Source organism: Epibacterium sp. ABV4_022 (genome assembly GCF_056159345.1).
In genome coordinates this window covers 21,060-39,740 of sequence record NZ_JBSWVA010000006.1, presented here as the reverse complement: position 1 = coordinate 39,740, position 18,681 = coordinate 21,060, and the positions used below count along the sequence as shown (strand labels likewise).

The window sequence follows — 18,681 nt, the reverse complement described above, 5'->3', positions numbered from 1 at the left end:
ATGCAGCCAGTCTGCCGGACCATCCGGAAACAGCGTCCCGTTCAACTGGTCAACCATGAAGATCAATATGTTAGGCGATGTCATAAGGGGCGTCTTTCAGATTGCTCAATGTGTCGGCCCTCACCGAGGGCGAGGGCATACGTCCATCCAAAGGCGCACCGTCCACTGCTGAACACCGGCGTCGATGCGCCCCATTCAGCACCGGGAATCGGCTTGGTGCGGATGTTGGAGGCGACCTAATCAATTATTGACTGATCAGTCAATCAAATTAAAGTTTCCTCATTCAACTTGCCCGGACAGCGCGCAGCAGCGGCGGGGCCAGCGCACAGATCCGCCGGGCGCTGGCATTTTGCTCCGCCTCCGGCCGCCAGCCGTTGCCCCCGTTTTGAAAGGGTTAAATCGGCTCTACGTCGCAAATCCTGAATGCAACCTCCAGTTGACAGATGTCCTGCTGGTGTTAGGCTCCAAATGGGGACAGGAGGGACCAATGCTGATCGGTCAGGAGCGGCGCAGTCTGGTGCAGAGCGCGATCTCTGCGTCGCTGTGTCGTGTCACCCCCCTGGCACAGGCCGCGATTGTCCTTCTGTGGTCATCGGGCGCCACAACGGCCACGCCCGTATCCGGCACATCGCTCGATCCCCGCACTCTGCACCCCCGCGCGGCACCCTCCGAGGCCGCCCTGGCGGATGCGCTGTCGCTGCCGCCGCCGCTGGCCCTGATCGTGCTGACGGCGCTGTGCGGTCTGATTGCGCTGGTGATGGCGGGGGCCGAAGTGCTGCGCCGCGCGCGGCAGCAGCACCGACCCGAACCTGACAAAAGCGCTCCACGCCTCAGCACGCATCTGACCGAGAGCATCGCCGTCCTTGATGACCAGGCGCGTGTGATCGATGCCAATGACAGGTTCAGATCGGAAACCGGCCTGCCGCTGGACCAGATCCGCGGCCGTCACATCTGGGCGCTGCATCGCCAGGGCTTTGGCAAATCCTTTTGGGATGCCGTCCTCGACGAAGCCCGCACCGAAGGGCGCTGGTCCGGCGAATCCCGATCTCTGGGACATGGCAACCGGGCGGAAACGGAGGATTTCAGCGTCACCGCCCAGATCAGCGGCCGCAACGCGCCCACCTTTGAATTCCGCGCGCAACGCCAGGTCCGCCCCCAGACATCGACCGCCCCAAATGCCGAGTTACGCGACGCGCTGACCGCCCTCCCCAATCGTCGCGCCATCAAAACGCTGGTCGAAATGGCGATCGTGCGGGCCGCGTCCTCCGGGCAGGGGCTGGCAGTGATCCTGGTCGATCTGGATCGCTTTCGCGACATCAACTCGGTTTTCGGCGATGACATGGGGGATCGCGTGCTGGAGCACCTCGCCGAGGCGCTGCACGCCGTCGCCCGCCCCGGCATCACCGTCGGGCGGCTTGGCGGTGACGAATTCATCCTGGTTGTCGAACAGGTCGCCACCACCGAGGCCCTGTCACATGTGGCCTCGGAGCTGCTTCATGCGCTTGGCGACGAGCTTTCGGTGGACGGGCTGACCTGCCGCCTCAGCGCCAGCCTGGGCGTCGCGCAATACCCCAAGGACGGCAAGAGCCAGCGCGACCTGATGCAAGCCGCGGGGGTCTCGCTGTGCCATGCCAAGGCCAAGGGGCGTGGTCAGGTCTGTTTCTTCTCCGACAACATGGAACAGCGCTCCGAGGAGAGCCTGCAAATGGAGGCGGACCTGCGTCGCGCCATCGCGGCGGGCGAGCTGATGATGTTCTACCAGCCGCAGATCGACCTGCGCACCGGGCAATGCATCGGTGCCGAGGCGCTCTTGCGGTGGCAGCATCCGGTCAAGGGGCTGCTGCTGCCGGGGGGCTTTGTGCCGCTGGCGCTGGACACCGGGCTGACCACCGCGATCGACCGGTTTGTGGTCAGCGAGGTCTGCGCCCAGTTCGGCCAGTGGCATCGTGCCGGTCTTGCGCCGATGAACCTGTCGATCAACCTGTCCGCGACCTCGCTGCTGGCGCCGGACTTCGGCAGCGACCTCTGCGCGCTTGCGGACCGACACCAGGTGGATCTGGCCCGGCTTGAGATCGAAGTCCTCGAAAGCACCATGTTCCCGCGCATGCGCAGCTCGCTCAATTTGATCGACGAGCTGCGTCGCCTGGGCATTCGTCTGGCGATCGACGATTTTGGCACCGGCTACTCCTCTCTCGCCATGCTGAAGGAGCTGCCGGTTGATCGCATCAAGCTGGACCGGCGGTTCATCAAATCGCTGCCGCAGAATTTCAAGGATGACCGCATCGTCGCGGCGGTTGTTGCCATGGGGCGCAGCCTCGACATGACCGTGATCGCCGAAGGGGTCGAAACCCAGGCACAAAAGGACCGCCTGATCGCCCTGGGCTGCACCCAGGCGCAGGGCTACCTGTTCGGCCGCCCGATTCCCGCAGATGAGTTCGCCGCCCGCTGGATGAAATATCTCGCCCCGGCCTCCTTCGTCGGCGTGGCAAACTGACCCGCAGCCCGCGCCCCATGGTGAAAATATCGAAAAATCACCGGCCCTCTCCCGTTGATAGTTACAAAAGCACCTAATAGCCCTGAGCGCGGGGACGTTTGACCGTGCCGGGACCGCCGCGTCGGCGCAGTGCCCAAAAATTGGGCACGACATCACGCACGGGTACGGTAAGGTTGCCGCAGAGGAACCGGAAAAGGTCCCCGGTCAAAGGGAGGAAACGCATGACCACTCGCAGAACGATTCTCGGTGCCGCCGCGGCGATGGCGCTCACCGCCATGGGCGCCCTGCCCGCCGCCGCGCAGGAGGTGACATTGAAGATGCACCAGTTCCTGCCCGCGCAGGCAAACGTGCCGAAACTGATCCTGGATGTCTGGGCCGACAAGGTCGAGGCCGCGTCCGACAACCGCATCAAGATCGACCGCTACCCCTCGATGCAGCTGGGCGGCAAGCCGCCAGAGCTGATCGACCAGGCGCAGGACGGGGTCGCCGATATCGTCTGGACCGTGGTCGGCTACACGCCGGGCCGCTTCCCCTCCACCGAGGTCTTCGAACTGCCCTTCATGATGACCAACGCCCGCGCGGTCAGCCACGCCTATTGGGACATGATGGAAAAGCACTGGCTCGACAGTGAATTCGAGGACTTCAAGATCCTCGCAGGCTGGGTCCATGGTCCTGGCATGTTCCACACCTCCGACCCGGTCGAGGCACCGGAAGATCTGGAAGGCGTGAAGATCCGCGGCGGCTCCCGCTCCGTGAACGCGCTGCTGACCGAACTTGGCGCCACCCCCGTGGGCATGCCGGTGCCCGCCATTCCCGAGGCGCTCTCCAAGGGCGTGATCGACGGCACCACCATCCCGTGGGAAGTCACCACCGCGCTGAAAGTGCCGGAACTGGTGGAAAACCACACCGAATTCGAGGGCCGCGCACTTTATACGCTGACCTTCGTGCTGGCGATGAACAAGGAAAAATACGAGAGCCTGCCTGATGACCTGAAAAAGGCCATCGACGACAATTCCGGCCTGGAAATGTCGGTGTTTGCCGGCGGCACCATGGCCGATGCCGACATGCCGGCGCGGGAAAACGCGCTTGATCTCGGCAACAACGTCATCACGCTGGATGCCGAGCAGACCGCCGTCTGGCGCGACCGCTCGCAGCCGATCTACGACAGCTGGCTGGCCGATATGTCCGAACGCGGCATCGACGGCCAGGCGCTTCTGGACGAAGCCACCATGCTGATCGAAAAATACACGCCGCAGTATCAGAACTGATCGGCACGTCCTTGACGGGGTCCGCCTTGCCTGTGCAGCGGGCCCCGTCGCATGCAAGGGTGCTGTATAAAGCCAAAGGTGGGCAAAGGCATGCATAGCTACATGACGGGGCTGGCGCGGATCATGGCGATGATCGGCGGCGTGGTCCTGACACTCCTGATTTTCCTGACCTGCATCTCCATCGCCGGACGCCTGCTCAACGGGGTCTTTCACGGCGACTGGATGGAAACCATGCTGCCGCAGTTTGCGGACTGGATGGCGGCGCGGGTCGGCCCGGTCAACGGTGACTTCGAGCTGGTCGAGGCCGGCGTCGCCTTTGCCATCTTCTCCTTCATCCCGCTGTGCCAGATCACCTCCGGCCACGCGGCGGTGGATGTCTTCGCCAACAGCTTTCCCGCCCGCGCCAATCGCATCCTGCGCATGGTGACCGAGATCGTCTTTGCCCTGGTGCTGGTGCTGATCGCCTGGCGTCTGGGCGCTGGCACCATCAGCAAGTTCGAAAACGGCGAGACCTCCTTCCTGCTGCAATTCCCGGTCTGGTGGGCCTATGCAGCAAGCCTGGTGGCCGCCGTCGTCGCGGCCATCGTCGGAATTTACATGGCGGTGATCCGCAGCATCGAAGCCATCACCGGCCGGATCCTGGTCTGGGACGGCGTGGAGACCCAGTCATGAGCGCACTTGAAATCGGAATCTGGTCCTTCCCCGTCCTGATGGGGCTCATCTTTCTGCGGGTGCCGATCGGCCTGTCGATGTTCCTGGTGGGCCTGGGCGGTCTGGTTCTCGTGACCGGCGACACCGTGGTGGCCTTTGGCCGCCTGAAGAACGAGACCTATTCGACCTTCTCCTCTTACTCGCTGTCGATCATCCCGATGTTCTTCCTGATGGGGCAGTTTGCCACGCTGGGCGGCATGTCGACCGCGCTGTTCAAGGCGGCAGAGGGCTTTATCGGCCACCGCAAGGGCGGTGTGGCCATGGCCGCCATCGGTGCCTGCGCCGGCTTTGGCGCCATCTGCGGCTCCTCGCTTGCCACCGCCGCCACCATGGGCCGCGTCGCCCTGCCCGAGCTGAAGAACTACGGCTATGCCAGCGGGTTCTCCACCGCGACACTGGCGGCGGGCGGCACCCTCGGCATCCTGATCCCGCCCTCGGTGGTGCTGGTGATCTATGCCATCCTGACCGAGCAGAACATCGCCAAACTGTTCCTTGCCGCCTTCATTCCCGGCCTTCTGGCCGCTCTGGGATATGTCATCGCGATCTCGATCTACGTGCGCCTGTTCCCCGAAAGCGCCGGCACCCGGGAGCCGATCCCGTGGCGCGAACGCTTTGCGCTGCTGTTTGCGGTCTGGCCGGTGCTGCTGGTCTTTGGCCTGGTGGTGGGCGGCATCTATGCGGGCTGGTTCACCCCCACCGAAGGCGCGGCCGTGGGCGCGCTTGGCACCGGGCTGATCGCGCTGGCCAATGGCGGCATGACCCGGCGCACCCTGACCGACAGTTTCATGATCACCGCACGCTCCACCGCGATGATCTTCTTCATCGTGCTGGGGGCCGGGTTCTACAACGGCTTTCTCGCGCTGACGCAGGTGCCGCAGGAACTGGCGAATTTCGTGGTTGCACAGGGTCTCAGCCCCTGGATGGTGCTGGCCCTGATCCTCGTCTTCTATCTGCTGCTGGGCTGTCTGATGGACAGCCTGTCGATGATCCTGCTGACCATCCCGATCTTCTACCCGGTGATTTCGGCGATGGATTTCGGCCTGGTGTCGCTGCCCGCGATGCAGGCGGAGGCGGCGATGGAGGTGCTGCGCACCGGCGTGCCGGAAGGCATGGGGGCCGAGATGCTGGCCTCGATCCAGGATGCCATCGCCACGGGTACGGAACTCACCCGCGAGCAGATGAAGGAACTGGGCATTCGCGTGACCCAGGGCATCGCCAACCGGCTGGAGACCGAATATGTCGCCATCTGGTTCGGCATCCTCACCCTGATTGTGGTGGAGGTCGGGCTGATCACGCCGCCCGTGGGTATGAACCTCTTTGTCATCAACGCGATGGATCCCAAATCGCGGATGGTGGACACCTACAAGGCGGTGATGTTCTTTGTCGGCTCCGACCTGATCCGGGTGGTCATCCTGGTGCTGTTCCCGGCGATCACCCTGCTGCCGCTGATGCTGCTGTACTGACCCCTGCCCCGGCACCACCTCCCGCATCAGGGACCGGGCGCCGGGGCGGTTTTCCTGCACGTCAGGCGGGCAGAACGTGGCGATTTTGCTGATGCAGGCTTTCTGCCGCCTCGCGCACCACCTCGGCAATCTCCTGCAATTGCGGCGCCAGCGGGCTGGTCTTGCGCCATACCATGCCGATGGTGCGCCCCGGCTCCTCTTCTTCGGTGAACCGGGCCAGCGACACCGGCGCGGAGCGGGTTTCGACCGCCACCGCCATCTCGGGAATGATCGTCACCCCGATGCCCGCGCCCACCATCTGCACCAGGGTCGACAGTGAACTGCCATCCAGCCCGTCGCGTGGCAGGGCCGGACGGAAATTGCAGAACGACACCGCCTGATCGCGAAAGCAGTGGCCTTCCTCCAGCAGCAGCAATTTCATCTCCCGGAGCCCCTCCGGAGAGGGCACCGGCTTGTCCGCATCGGTGGCGCAGCGCACCAGAACAAACTTCTCGTCAAACAGCGCAACCTCGGACAATCCGGGCTCCGACACCGGCAGCGCCACAATGGCGGTGTCCAGCCGGCCATCCAGCAGGTCGGTAATCAGCCGCTGCGTCAGGGTCTCGCGGACATGCACGTCCAGCCCGCCATGCGCGGCGTTGAGACGATGTATCAGGGTCGGCAGCAGATAGGGCGCCACCGTCGGGATCACCCCGATCCGAAGCCGCCCGACCATGCGATCCTTGGCCAGCCGCGCCATATCGCCCAGCTCGTCCACCGACCGCAGAATATCGCGCACCCGCTCGGCAAAGTCCTGACCAAACCCGGTCAGCCGCACCTGCCGCGCGCTGCGCTCGAACAGAACCACCCCCAGCGTCTCTTCCAGTTCCTTGATCTGCACCGACAGCGCCGGCTGCGAAATCGCGCAGGCCTCCGCGGCGCGCCCGAAATGGCCGTGACGGGTCAGCGCTTCGAAATAGCGCAGCTGTTTGAGGGTCATATTGTTCATAGTTTTTTCTTATCGGAACAATGAAAAAATGCAACTTAGAATAATTCTGAACTCTTGCTATAAAGACTCCTGAGGGCAGGCGTCAGATCTTCTGTGGATTCGCAACGGACCGCAGCCGGAACAGCCGACGCCCCCGACAGTTCAACAACTGTCCCCACCACGGACAATTTCTGGAGGAAGACATGGACGGACAAAACACTGGCGCAGGCGGCGGCTGCCCGTTTTCCGGCGCAAACACCAACAAGGGGCGTCGCTCCAACCGCGATTGGTGGCCGAACCAGCTGAACCTTGCGATCCTGCATCAGCACCAGGCACGCCAGAACCCGCTGGGCGAAGACTTCAACTATGCCGAGGCCTTCAAGGGGCTCGATCTTGACGCGGTCAAGAAGGACCTGATCGCCCTGATGACCGACAGTCAGGACTGGTGGCCGGCGGATTACGGCCACTACGGCGGCTTGATGATCCGCATGGCGTGGCACTCGGCGGGCACCTACCGGACCGCGGACGGTCGCGGCGGCGGCTCCACCGGCACCCAGCGCTTTGCACCGCTGAACTCCTGGCCGGACAACGGCAACCTCGACAAGGCCCGCATGCTGCTGTGGCCGATCAAGAAGAAATACGGCAACGCCCTGTCCTGGGCCGACCTGATGATCCTCGCCGGCAACTGCGCGATCGAATCCATGGGTCTGAAACCCTTTGGTTTTGGTGGCGGGCGTGCCGACGTCTGGGAACCCGAGGAAGACATCTATTGGGGGGCCGAGGACGAATGGCTCGCCACATCGGACCACGAACAGGCGCGCTATTCTGGCGATCGCGAGCTGGAGGATCCGCTGGCTGCGGTGCAGATGGGTCTGATCTACGTGAACCCCGAAGGCCCGGACGGCAACCCGGACCCCATCGCCTCCGGTCGCGACATCCGCGAGACGTTTGCGCGCATGGCGATGAATGACGAGGAAACCGTGGCGCTGACCGCCGGCGGGCACACCTTCGGCAAGGCGCATGGCAACGGCCCGGTCGAGGCCGTCGGCCCCGAACCCGAAGCCGCACCGATCGAGGCGATGGGCCAGGGCTGGCTCTCCTCGCATAAATCCGGCAAGGGGGTGGACACCATCACCTCCGGCATCGAGGGCGCGTGGACCGCGAACCCGACCCAATGGGACATGGGCTATTTCGACGTGCTGTTCGGCTACGACTGGGAGCTGACCAAATCTCCCGCCGGTGCCTGGATCTGGCATGCCAAGGACCTCAAGGACGAGGACCACGCCCCCGAGGTGGATGGTTCCGGCAAGAAGGTTCCGATCATGATGACCACCGCCGACATGGCGATGAAGATGGACCCGATCTACGGCCCGATCTCCAAGCGGTTCCACGAAAACCCCGAAGAGTTCGCCGAAGCCTTCCGCCGCGCCTGGTTCAAGCTGACCCACCGCGACATGGGGCCAAAGGCCTGCTACCTCGGGCCCGACGTGCCGGAAGAAGACCTGATCTGGCAGGACCCGGTCCCGGCGGTCGATCACCCGCTGATCGGTGACAGCGAGATCGCATCGCTCAAGGCGGAAATCCTGGCCTCCGGCCTGCCGGTGCAGGATCTGGTCTATGTGGCCTGGTCGTCGGCCTCCACCTTCCGTGGCTCCGACAAGCGCGGCGGCGCCAATGGCGCGCGCATCCGCCTGGCCCCGCAGAAAGACTGGGCCGTGAACGAGCCGGCAAAGCTGACACGGGTCCTGAGCGTGCTGGAGGGCATCCAGTCCGCGTTCAACGGCGCTGCCTCCGGCGGCATGAAGGTCTCGCTGGCCGATCTGATCGTGCTTGCAGGGTCCGCCGCGGTGGAGAAATCCGCCAAGGACGCGGGCTTTGACGTGACCGTTCCGTTCACCCCCGGCCGCACCGACGCCACCGACGCACAGACCGACGTCGAGAGCTTTGACGTGATGGAACCGCAGGTGGACGGGTTCCGGAACTACGCGCCCAAGAAGTTCTCGGTCTCGACCGAAGAACTGCTGGTCGACAAGGCACAGCTGCTGACGCTTTCGGCGCCGGAGATGACCGTGCTGGTGGGCGGCCTACGGGCGATCGGGGCCACCTATGGCGACAGCGATCATGGCGTGCTGACCTCCCGCAAGGGCCAGCTGACCAATGACTTCTTCGTCAACGTCGTGGATCTGGACACCAAATGGACCGCCACCGATGACAGCGGCGAGGTCTTTGAAGGCGCGGATCGCAAAACCGGCGACGTGAAATGGACCGGCACCCGTGCCGACCTGATCTTCGGCTCCAACTCGCAATTGCGGGCCCTGTCGGAGGTCTATGCGCAGGACGACAACGCCGGCAAATTCGTGTCTGACTTTGTCGCCGCCTGGGTCAAGGTCATGGAGCTGGATCGCTTCGACCTGGCCTGATGTGCCGACAGCTGCACCACCGGGAAGGCGCCGCATCCGCGGCGCCTTTCTTTTGTCAGCCTGCCACGGCCTCGAACAGGGCTGCGGTGCCGATGCCCCCGGCGGCGGCAATCGCCGCAAGCGCCGGAGGGTCGCCCGCCCGCAGCGCGTGAAACAGCGTCACCGCCAGAACCGCACCGGAGGCCCCCACCGGATGCCCCTGCGCGAGGGCACCGCCCGTCGGATTGACAATATCAGGCTCTAATCCGGCCTTTTTGATGCATCCGAGGGCCTGCACGGCAAAAGCCTCCATGATCTCCGCCCGCCCGAGATCCCGTGGTGCCAGCCCCTGACGGGCAAGGAGTTCGGCAATGGCCGGGACCGGCGCCAGACCGGGTTGCTCCGGGCGCGCGCCCCGGGTCGCACCATCCAGCAGGCGCAGCCCCGCCGCGCCCAGATCCTGCGCCAACCGGTCGCTCACGATCACCACAAACGCCGCCGCATCTGCCGCCACCGCCATATTCGCCGCCGTAATGCAGCCGGCAACCGGCTTTGCCTGGGCGCAGTGGCGCGCCGTCAGATCGCGGGTGAAAGCATCCGCCACACAGCCCGCGATCGGCACGATTTCCGCCCGTCGCGCCTCTGCCGCCTGCCGCGCCAGCGCATGGCTCCGCATCGCCCAGCCATCCTGCTCGGCCTGTGCAATCCCCAGATCCTCCGCCAGCGTCGCTGCCGCCTCGGCCATGTCCGGATCGCGCTCGGCCCAGGGCGTGAACCGCGCCTGATCGTAGGGGACAGGCGGGCGGCCATCGGCAAAGGTGCGCGAACGTAACGGCCGCCGCGAATAGCTCTCGGCCCCGCCGGCGATCACCACCTCATGCAGACCCGCCGACACCAGCGCATGCCCCAGCACAATGGCATCCAGCCCGCCCGCGCATTGGCGGTCGATGCTCAGTCCCGCAACCTGTTCCGGCAAACCGGCAGCAAGCGCCGCGCTCCGCGCCGGGTTGCCACCCGCGCCAAGCGCGTTCGACAGGATCAGCTCTCCGACCGCCGCGGGCGCAAGGCGGGCATCCGCCAGACAGGCCCGGATCACCGGGCGGGCCAGCTCATGTGGCTCTAACTCGGCGAATTTGCCGCCTCTTGGCACAATCGCACTGCGCCGCGCGGCGATGATCCGGGGCATTACTCCGCCTCCAGAAGACGGCGCAGCGCCCGGAGGTCCGGCTTGCCGGCGGCGAGCATGGGCAGCGTTTCCATATGCCGGATGTCGCGCGGCACCGCATGTTCGCCGATGTCCTGACGGCAGAGCTGGCGCAGCACGCGTGCCGAGGCGGTGCCCTGCACCACCGCCACAATCCTGTGGCCCCGCCGCACATCCGGCAGCGCCAGCGCAACCGCCGCCTCAACCCCGTCGGCCCGCAACAGCACGGCTTCGATCTCTTCCGGAAACACGTTGCGATCAGCCACCGTCACCATCCGGTTGCGTCGCCCCTTGGGATAGAGGTTGCCCGCCGCATCGATCCATCCCATCTCGCCGATGGTCAGCCAGGCGCCCTGCCAGCGCGTCTCCGCGCTCTGTCCCTGTTCGTAACCATCAAACAGATAGGGGCTGCGCAACCAGATCTCGCCCACGCCCGCCGCATCCGCATCGGCGATGCGCAGCTCGACCCCCGGATAGGCACGCCCGACGGACTCGGGCGGTGCATCCGGTCCCGCCAGGGTCATGTAGCTGGTTTCCGACGCGCCAAAGATCTCCTGCACCGTCGCCCCGGGACAGAGCGCCGCCAATGCCGCGCGGGTAGCCGGGTCCAGTTTGCCACCGGAGGAGAAGATCAGCCGCAGTTGCCGCAGCGGCTCCGTGGGCCCCGCCCGCAACAACAGACGCAGCTGAGCCGGCGTTGCATAGAGCACCGTCACCTTCAGCCCCAGCAGCTCCCGCATCTGGCGGCGCGGCGACCGTTCGCCCAGCATCGCCAGATCCGCCCCCATGTGACAGGCCGCAACCGCCGCAAACAGGGTCAGGGAATGCGACAGGGTGCCGAGGCTGGCGTAGACATCCGCCGCCGACAGGCCGAACCTGTCGCGGTCCATCTCGAAGCTGCGGATCCAGCTTTGCGGTGTGCGCCGGATCGTCTTGGCATAGCCGGTCGAGCCGGAACTTTGGCAATAGAGCCACTGTTTCGTCTCTAACACGGGGGATATCGGCGCATCTCCCGGTCGGGCCAGGATCGACTGCCCGGCCTTCAGCGCGGCCAGAAGCTCCGCCAGGCCGGCCACCTCGGGCGTCAGGACGCGGGTCTGCGGCGAAAGTTGAAATCGGTCTTGGGTCGTCGACATATCCCTGTCCGCCATATCCGGGTCGGCCCGCACAATAGCCTGCGCGGGCGGCGGCGAACAGGGCTCAGGTGAACTTGCGAAACAGGCGCGTGCGGTCAAAGGCCGCCTCCAGCTCATCCGTGCGCGCCTTCACGGTTTCCCACTGATCCTCCTGGATCTTGGCGATCATGCTCTCGACCAGCAACAGCAGCGCCACGCCGGAATCCCAGGCCGAGGGCACCGCGATCCGCGCCGCAAACGTATAGGTCGCCACCTTCTGGATCGGAGAGCGCCACTGATCGGTGAACAACACCACCTCGACGCCGCGCTCATGGGCCATTTCCGCCAACAACAGGGTCGCATTCTCGTAGCGGCGGATGTCGAACAGGATCAGCGTGTCGCCGGGCAGCAGGTCCAGCACCGAATGGGTCCAGGAGGCCCGCGGCGGGATCATGAAGACATCTCTTCGGATCATCTGCAAATGCAGATAGAACGTCTGCGCCAGCGTACCGCTCAGACGGCCTCCGGCGATATGCACGCGGCGGTTGGTGTCGGCCAGCAAGGCGCAGAGCGTGTCGAATTCCTCCAGGTTCACGTTTTCCAGCGTGGCCCGGATATTGTCGTAGACCCCCACCGCATAGCGGTTGAGCATATGCGCTTCGGGCAGGTCGGGCGTCTGTTCGGCGCGCTTTTCCACCGGGTTGGAGATGATCTCCTGCAGCTCCGCCCGCAGGGCATGCTGAAACTCCGGGTAGCCCGAGAACCCCAGCTTCTGCACCATACGCGCCACCGTCGGGGTGGACACCTGCGCCAGCTCCGCCAGCTCCGTGATGCTGCCCAGGCCGGGAATCGGGTAGTTGTCGAGGATCGCCGCCGCCAATTGCCGCTCCGCCCGCGTCAGGTCCGGCTCGCGGGCTTTCAGTTTCTCGGCAATCGTCGGCATGCACGGCCCTCCTGCTCGGCTTTTCTGCATATTATTACAGAATGAGTGTTCGTGAAAGAATTTTTACAGAAATCATATTGACAGAAGGCACCCGGCTGAAGAGCATGCTTCACATGAACACGAATGCTCCCGCTCCGACCTATGGTTCCCCGTACTCCATCACGCCCGCCGCTGCGGGGGCCGAGGTGATCGTGGTCTGCGAACACGCGGCCAACAGGATCCCCCCGGAGCTGAACGATCTGGGTCTCGATGTCTCCGCCCGGCACAGCCATATCGCATGGGATCCGGGCGCGCTTGGCGTGGCGCGCAAGTTGGCCCATCTGCTCAGCGCACCGCTGGTCGAAGGCCGCATCTCGCGTCTGGTCTATGACCTGAACCGCCCGCCGGAGTCTCCGACTGCGATTCCCGCAACCTCCGAGATTTTCGACGTTCCCGGCAATCGCGACCTCTCGGACGCGGCGCGCGCGCAGCGGGTCGAAGCGGTGTACGAACCGTTCCGCGCCGCTTTGGCGGCCGAGATCGACGCCCGCAAAACGGCGCTGCGCCTGATGGTCACGGTGCACAGCTTCACCCCCGTCTACAAGGGCGAAACCCGCGCGGTGGAACTGGGGCTGCTGCACGGGCGCGATGACCGCTTTGCGCAGGCGATGCTGGCGCATCCCCCCGAGGGCCTGCCGTGGAACACGCGCCTCAATGAACCCTACAGCGCCAGCGACGGCGTCGCCCATACGCTGGATCTGCACGGTTGCGACAACGGGTTGCTGAACGTGATGCTGGAGATCCGCAACGATCTGATCGCCACCGCGGATCAGCAGGACACCTGGGCCGCGGCACTCGCGCCCTGGATTCGCGCCACCCTGGAGGAGAGGTTCGCATGATCGGAGCCATGCTGGGATATGTACGGGTGGTGGATGCGGTGAACTATCGCATCGGCCGCCTGATGATGTGGGGGCTGTTTGCGATGATGGGGATCCTATTGTGGTCCTCGATCTCCAAGACCTTCTTTCTGCCCTCGCTCTGGACGCTGGAAATGGCGCAGTTTGCCATGGTCACCTACTACATTCTGGGCGGCCCCTATTCGATCCAGCTAGGGTCGAACGTGCGCATGGACCTGTTCTACCACAACTGGTCGACGCGGCGGAAAGCCTGGTTTGACGCCTTCACCGTGCTGGCGCTGATCACCTATCTGGCGATCCTGTTCTACGGCGGCCTCGGCTCCACGGCCTATTCCCTGGGCTATTGGGGCGACAATCCCTTTGCCTTCTTCTGGGGGCTGATCACCGGCGCCGAGGAGGTCGGTCATATGGAGCGCGCCTCCACCGCGTGGCGCCCCTTCATCTGGCCGATCAAATCCATCATGGTCTTCGGCTTTTTCCTGATGCTGCTGCAGGCCATCTCGGAACTCTTCAAAGACATTGCCCGCCTCAAGGGCCACGACATCCCAAGCGAGCGCCCCTCATGAGCCAGGAATATATCGCCATCTTCATGTTTGCATCGATGATGCTGATGCTCTTCACCGGGCAGCGCGTCTTTGGTGCGATCGGTGCCGTTGGGGCCGTGGCGGCGCTGCTGCTCTGGGGCGTGGGCGGCTATGACATACCCTTCTCGGCGGCGATGAAGCTGATGAAGTGGTATCCGCTGCTGACGCTGCCGATGTTCATTTTCATGGGCTACGTGCTGAGCGAAAGTCGCCTGGCCGATGACCTCTACAAGATGTTCCATGTCTGGATGGGGCCGGTGAACGGCGGCCTGGCGATCGGCACCATCGGCCTGATGGTTCTGGTCTCGGCGATGAACGGCCTGTCGGTCGCGGGGATGGCCATCGGCGCCACGATCGCGCTGCCGGAGCTACTGCGGCGCGGCTATGACAAGACCATGGTGACCGGCGTCATTCAGGCCGGGTCCTCGCTCGGCATTCTGGTGCCGCCCTCGGTGGTGCTGGTGCTCTATGCGATGATCGCGCGCCAGCCGGTGGGGCAGCTGTGGCTTGCGGGCGTGCTGCCGGGGCTGATGATGGCGGGCCTGTTCATCCTCTACATCTGGCTGCGCTGCAAGGCGAACCCGGCGCTTGGTCCTGCCATGGAAGACGCCCACGAGGTGCCGCGCGCCGAGAAACTGCGCCTCCTCGGGGCCGGCGCGCTGCCGCTTTTGATCTTTGCCGCGATGATGGTGCCCTTCGTCAACGGCTGGACCTCGCTGGTGGAAAGCTCCGCCATCGGTGCGCTGACCGCGCTCGCGGCCTCGATCGCCAAGCGGCGCATGACCTGGAAGATCTTTGAATCCTGCACCAAAAGCACGCTGGCGATTTCCTGCATGTTCATGTGGATCATCCTTGCGGCGCTGGGTTTTGGCGCGGTGTTCGACGGGCTTGGGGCCGTGAAGGCGATCGACAGCCTGTTCACCGAGCAGCTGGGCCTCAATCCCTGGATGATCCTGATCCTGATGCAGCTCAGCTTCATCATCATGGGCACCTTCCTTGATGACACCGCGATGCTGGTGATCGTGGCACCGCTCTACGTGCCTCTGGTTGCGGCACTTGGTTTTGATCTGGTTTGGTATGGCGTGCTCTATACGATCACCACCCAGATCGCCTATATGACGCCGCCTTTCGGCTACAACCTGTTCCTGATGCGTGCCATGGCCCCGCCGGAGATCTCGCTCACCGACATCTACCGGTCCATCGTGCCCTTCGTGGCGATCATGGTGGTGGCACTGGCAATCATCATGACCTTCCCGCAGATCGCGCTCTGGCTGCCGGAGACCGTGTATGGCAAGTGACGCGCCCCTTCTGACACCTTTGGGTGAGGACATCTGGATCGTCGATGGCCCGACCATCGACTTCTACCGGATCCCTTTCCCGACGCGGATGACGGTCATCCGGCTGGCCAATGGCGACCTCTTCCTGCATTCGCCCATCGCCTACACGGAGGCATTGGCGGACGAACTGGAGAGGCTGGGCACCATTCGTCACCTCGTGTCGCCCAATTGGATTCACTACGCCTATATCGCGGACTGGCAGCGCCACTGTGCTGATACCGTGGCATGGGCGTCACCCGGCGTGCGGGAGCGGGCCCAAAGCCGCGAGGTCGAGATCACATTTGATGGTGATCTGGAGGACGGCCCCGCGACAGACTGGGCGGGTGAGATCGATCAGCTTATCGTTCGGGGGAGCAAGGCGCACACAGAGGTCGTCTTCTTTCACCAGAAGAGCCAGACGCTGGTGCTCACCGACCTCATTGAGAACATGCACGCAAAGGATCTGCCCCTGTGGGTGCGGCCCTTTGCCTGGGTTGCGGGAATCCTCGCGCCCCACGGAAAAATGCCGCTGGACATCTGGATGTCCTTCTCCGGTAACCGGGACAAACTGCGCGCCGCGCTGACCCGCATGCTGGACTGGCACCCCAAGATCGTCGTGCTCGCGCATGGCGACATCCTTCGCGAGAATGCACCGCAACGGCTCCGGGAAGGATTCAGACGGCTGAGGCCCTGCGCTCACAGCCATTGAACTTAGTCCGACAGAGGAGACTGAAAGACATGACAACCCGTCGTAATTTCCTGAAGACCACCGCCCTCGGCGCCGCCGCTGCGCCGCTGGCCACACCCGCCCTAGCCCAGGGCAAGATCACCTGGCGCATGCAGACCTATGCCGGTCCCGCGCTGGCCGCCCATGTCATCGATCCGGCGATCCAGATGTTCAACAAGATCGCAGGCGACCGCATGCAGATCGAACTGTTCTACGCCGATCAGCTGGTCCCCACCGGCGAATTGTTCCGCGCCCTGCAAAAAGGCACCATCGACGCGGTGCAATCCGATGACGACTCCATGGCGTCGCCGACCGAAGTCACCGTCTTTGGCGGCTACTTCCCCTTCGCGTCGCGCTACTCGCTGGACGTGCCGGTGCTGTTCAACCAGTACGGCCTCAATGAGATCTGGGACGAGGAATACTCCAAGGTCGGCGTCAAGCATATCTCCGCCGGGTCCTGGGACCCCTGCCACTTTGCCACCAAGGACCCGATCAACTCGCTCGCGGACCTCAAGGGCAAGCGCGTCTTCACCTTCCCCACCGCGGGCCGCTTCCTCAGCCAGTTCGGCGTGGTGCCCGTGACCCTGCCCTGGGAAGACATCGAGGTCGCGGTGCAGACCGGCGAGCTGGACGGCATCGCCTGGTCCGGCATCACCGAGGACTACACCGTGGGCTGGGCCGATGTGACCAACTACTTCCTGACCAACAACATCTCCGGCGCCTGGGCCGGCAGCTTCTTTGCCAACATGGACCGTTGGAACGAGCTGCCCGAGGATCTGCAAACCCTGTTCCGCGTCTGCACCGACCAGTCGCACTACTATCGCCAGTGGTGGTACTGGGGCGGCGAGGCCTCCCTGCGCGTCAACGGCGACAAGCTGAAGCTGACTTCGATCCCGGATGCCGAATGGCAGCAGGTCGAAGACGCCGCCGTGAAGTTCTGGGATGAAATCGCAGCCGAGTCCGAGACCAAGGCAAAGGTCGTGGAGATCTTCAAGAAGTACAACGCCGATATGGCAAAAGCCGGCCGCCCCTATCGCTACGGGTGATCCAGCGGGCCGTGCAGGGCCAATGGCCCTGCACGGTCTTGACCAGCGACCGGCCCCGCATGGGGCCGGTCACCGCATACCAACCGCACGGGGAACGCACTATGTCCGGCCAATTCACTCTGGAAGCACTCACTGATGACATCAAACGCGGGGCCATCGACACCGTTCTGACCTGCATCGTGGACATGCAGGGCCGTCTGATGGGCAAACGCTTCCACGCCGAGGCCTTTCTGGAAATGGCCGAGGGCGAAACCCACTGCTGCAACTACCTGCTGGCCACCGACCTCGCGATGGCAACCCCCGACGGCTATGCCTCCACCAGTTGGGAGCGCGGCTACGGCGACTATATCATGAAGCCGGATCTGACGACGCTGCGGCGGGTGCCCTGGCTTGAGGGGACCGCCATGGTTCTGTGTGACGTGATCGACCATCACAGCCATGCCCCGGTTGCCCATGCACCGCGCGAAATGCTGAAGGCACAGATCGCCCGCTGCGCAGAGCTGGACCTGTCGCCGGTGATGGCGACCGAGCTGGAGTTCTTCCTCTTCAAGGGCACCGCCGACGAGATCACGGCAGCGGGGTTTCGCGACCTGCAGCCGATCTCCAACTACAATGAGGACTACCACATCTTCCAAACCTCGAAGGAAGAGCCGGTCATGCGCCCGATCCGCAACCACCTGCGTGCGATGGGCATCCCGGTCGAAGGCTCCAAGGGCGAAGCCGAAGCCGGCCAGGAAGAGCTCAACATCAAATACGACACGGCGATGGCCACTGCGGATCACCACACGCTTGCCAAACACGGCATCAAGGAGATCGCGCATCAGCAGGGCTTTGCCGCGACCTTCCTGCCCAAATGGCACCACGAGCGGGTCGGCTCTGCCGCGCATGTGCATCAGTCGCTGTGGAAGGACGGGTCAAACGCGTTTTTTGACGAGAGCGCGCCGCTCGGCAAATCCAGGCTGATGGATCATTATATGGCGGGGCTGTTGAAATACGCCGCGGACTACACCTATTTCATGGCGCCCTACATCAACAGCTACAAGCGGTTTGCCAAGGGCACCTTTGCGCCGACGCAGGTGGTCTGGTCGGTGGACAACCGCACCGCAGCCTTCCGCCTGTGCGGTGACGGCACCAAAGGCGTCCGGGTTGAATGCCGGGTTCCGGGGTCCGACATGAACCCCTATCTGGCACAGGCGGCGATGCTGGCGGCAGGGCTCAAGGGGATCGAGGAAAAGCTGGACCTGCAAGACCCGTTCAACGGCGACGCCTATGCCGACGACGCTCAGCAACATATCCCGCGCAGCCTGCCCGAGGCGCGCGAGGCGCTTCTGGCGTCCGACATGCTGCGCGAGGCGTTTGGTGAAGAGGTGATCACCCATTACGCCCGCGCGGCGGAGTGGGAGATCGAAGAGTTCAACCGCGTGGTGACCGACTACGAGATCGCACGCGGGTTTGAGAAAGCCTGATATCTGGTGGATAGGCGGGGGCCAGCCCCCGCACCCCCGGGATATTTGGGAGAAGATGAAGATAATCGGGGCCGTATCCTGC

At 64.2% G+C, this 18,681-nt stretch carries 15 protein-coding genes; 11 read left to right on the top strand and 4 right to left on the bottom strand.

The features are described from left to right. Positions 1-487 precede the first annotated feature (487 nt). From ACXAF5_RS21170 to ACXAF5_RS21155, 4 genes are all read left to right on the top strand, one after another. Positions 488-2,494: a putative bifunctional diguanylate cyclase/phosphodiesterase gene (locus ACXAF5_RS21170; RefSeq protein ID WP_474948133.1), complete on the top strand. Its 2,007-nt coding sequence runs from the start codon at positions 488-490 to the stop codon at positions 2,492-2,494. 221 nt (positions 2,495-2,715) lie between these two features. Next, positions 2,716-3,762 (top strand): TRAP transporter substrate-binding protein, encoded by a 1,047-nt coding sequence (locus ACXAF5_RS21165; protein ID WP_474948132.1) that lies wholly within the window; start codon positions 2,716-2,718, stop codon positions 3,760-3,762. A gap of 90 nt (positions 3,763-3,852) precedes the next feature. Next, a complete protein-coding gene (locus ACXAF5_RS21160) occupies positions 3,853-4,434 on the top strand; it encodes a TRAP transporter small permease (RefSeq protein WP_474948131.1) in 582 nt (193 codons plus the stop codon). Then, complete coding sequence (locus ACXAF5_RS21155) at positions 4,431-5,936, top strand: TRAP transporter large permease (protein ID WP_474948130.1); 1,506 nt, start codon at positions 4,431-4,433, stop codon at positions 5,934-5,936. The genes ACXAF5_RS21160 and ACXAF5_RS21155 overlap by 4 nt, the downstream gene beginning before the upstream one ends. A gap of 61 nt (positions 5,937-5,997) precedes the next feature. Here the strand turns inward: ACXAF5_RS21155 and ACXAF5_RS21150 are convergent, their stop codons facing one another. Beyond that, positions 5,998-6,924: a hydrogen peroxide-inducible genes activator gene (locus tag ACXAF5_RS21150; RefSeq protein WP_239325122.1), complete on the bottom strand. Its 927-nt coding sequence runs from the start codon at positions 6,922-6,924 to the stop codon at positions 5,998-6,000. 182 nt (positions 6,925-7,106) lie between these two features. Between ACXAF5_RS21150 and katG the strand changes: the two genes are divergently transcribed. After that, positions 7,107-9,323 carry a catalase/peroxidase HPI gene (gene katG / locus ACXAF5_RS21145; protein ID WP_474948129.1) on the top strand — a complete coding sequence of 739 codons (2,217 nt, stop codon included), beginning with the start codon at positions 7,107-7,109 and terminating at the stop codon, positions 9,321-9,323. 55 nt (positions 9,324-9,378) lie between these two features. On the opposite strand, the gene ACXAF5_RS21140 is transcribed toward katG, so the two are convergent. The 3 genes from ACXAF5_RS21140 to ACXAF5_RS21130 all read right to left on the bottom strand — a co-directional run bounded on the left by ACXAF5_RS21140 (position 9,379) and on the right by ACXAF5_RS21130 (position 12,564). After that, the gene (locus tag ACXAF5_RS21140; RefSeq protein ID WP_474948128.1) at positions 9,379-10,488 is read right to left on the bottom strand and encodes an acetyl-CoA C-acyltransferase; all 1,110 of its coding nucleotides are present in this window, start codon (positions 10,486-10,488) and stop codon (positions 9,379-9,381) included. Then, the gene (locus tag ACXAF5_RS21135; RefSeq protein ID WP_474948127.1) at positions 10,488-11,642 is read right to left on the bottom strand and encodes an AMP-binding protein; all 1,155 of its coding nucleotides are present in this window, start codon (positions 11,640-11,642) and stop codon (positions 10,488-10,490) included. The genes ACXAF5_RS21140 and ACXAF5_RS21135 overlap by 1 nt, the downstream gene beginning before the upstream one ends. Before the next feature lie 64 nt (positions 11,643-11,706). After that, the gene (locus ACXAF5_RS21130; RefSeq protein WP_474948126.1) at positions 11,707-12,564 is read right to left on the bottom strand and encodes a MurR/RpiR family transcriptional regulator; all 858 of its coding nucleotides are present in this window, start codon (positions 12,562-12,564) and stop codon (positions 11,707-11,709) included. 104 nt (positions 12,565-12,668) lie between these two features. On the opposite strand from ACXAF5_RS21130, the gene ACXAF5_RS21125 reads away from it, so the two are divergent. From ACXAF5_RS21125 to ACXAF5_RS21100, 6 genes are all read left to right on the top strand, one after another. Then, entirely contained in the window at positions 12,669-13,442 is a 774-nt protein-coding gene (locus ACXAF5_RS21125) for an N-formylglutamate amidohydrolase (RefSeq protein WP_474948134.1), read from the top strand. Then, on the top strand, positions 13,439-14,026 hold the full coding sequence (locus tag ACXAF5_RS21120) for a TRAP transporter small permease subunit (protein ID WP_239325110.1): 588 nt from the start codon (positions 13,439-13,441) through the stop codon (positions 14,024-14,026). Before ACXAF5_RS21125 ends, ACXAF5_RS21120 begins: the two co-directional genes overlap by 4 nt. Continuing rightward, the gene (locus tag ACXAF5_RS21115; protein ID WP_474948125.1) at positions 14,023-15,342 is read left to right on the top strand and encodes a TRAP transporter large permease; all 1,320 of its coding nucleotides are present in this window, start codon (positions 14,023-14,025) and stop codon (positions 15,340-15,342) included. Before ACXAF5_RS21120 ends, ACXAF5_RS21115 begins: the two co-directional genes overlap by 4 nt. Continuing rightward, a complete protein-coding gene (locus ACXAF5_RS21110) occupies positions 15,332-16,069 on the top strand; it encodes a DUF4336 domain-containing protein (RefSeq protein ID WP_474948124.1) in 738 nt (245 codons plus the stop codon). Before ACXAF5_RS21115 ends, ACXAF5_RS21110 begins: the two co-directional genes overlap by 11 nt. Before the next feature lie 29 nt (positions 16,070-16,098). Next, positions 16,099-17,133 carry a TRAP transporter substrate-binding protein gene (locus ACXAF5_RS21105; RefSeq protein WP_239325104.1) on the top strand — a complete coding sequence of 345 codons (1,035 nt, stop codon included), beginning with the start codon at positions 16,099-16,101 and terminating at the stop codon, positions 17,131-17,133. A 101-nt stretch (positions 17,134-17,234) separates the two neighbouring features. After that, positions 17,235-18,599, top strand: a complete 1,365-nt coding sequence (locus ACXAF5_RS21100; protein ID WP_474948123.1) for a glutamine synthetase family protein — start codon at positions 17,235-17,237, stop codon at positions 18,597-18,599. Positions 18,600-18,681 lie beyond the last annotated feature (82 nt).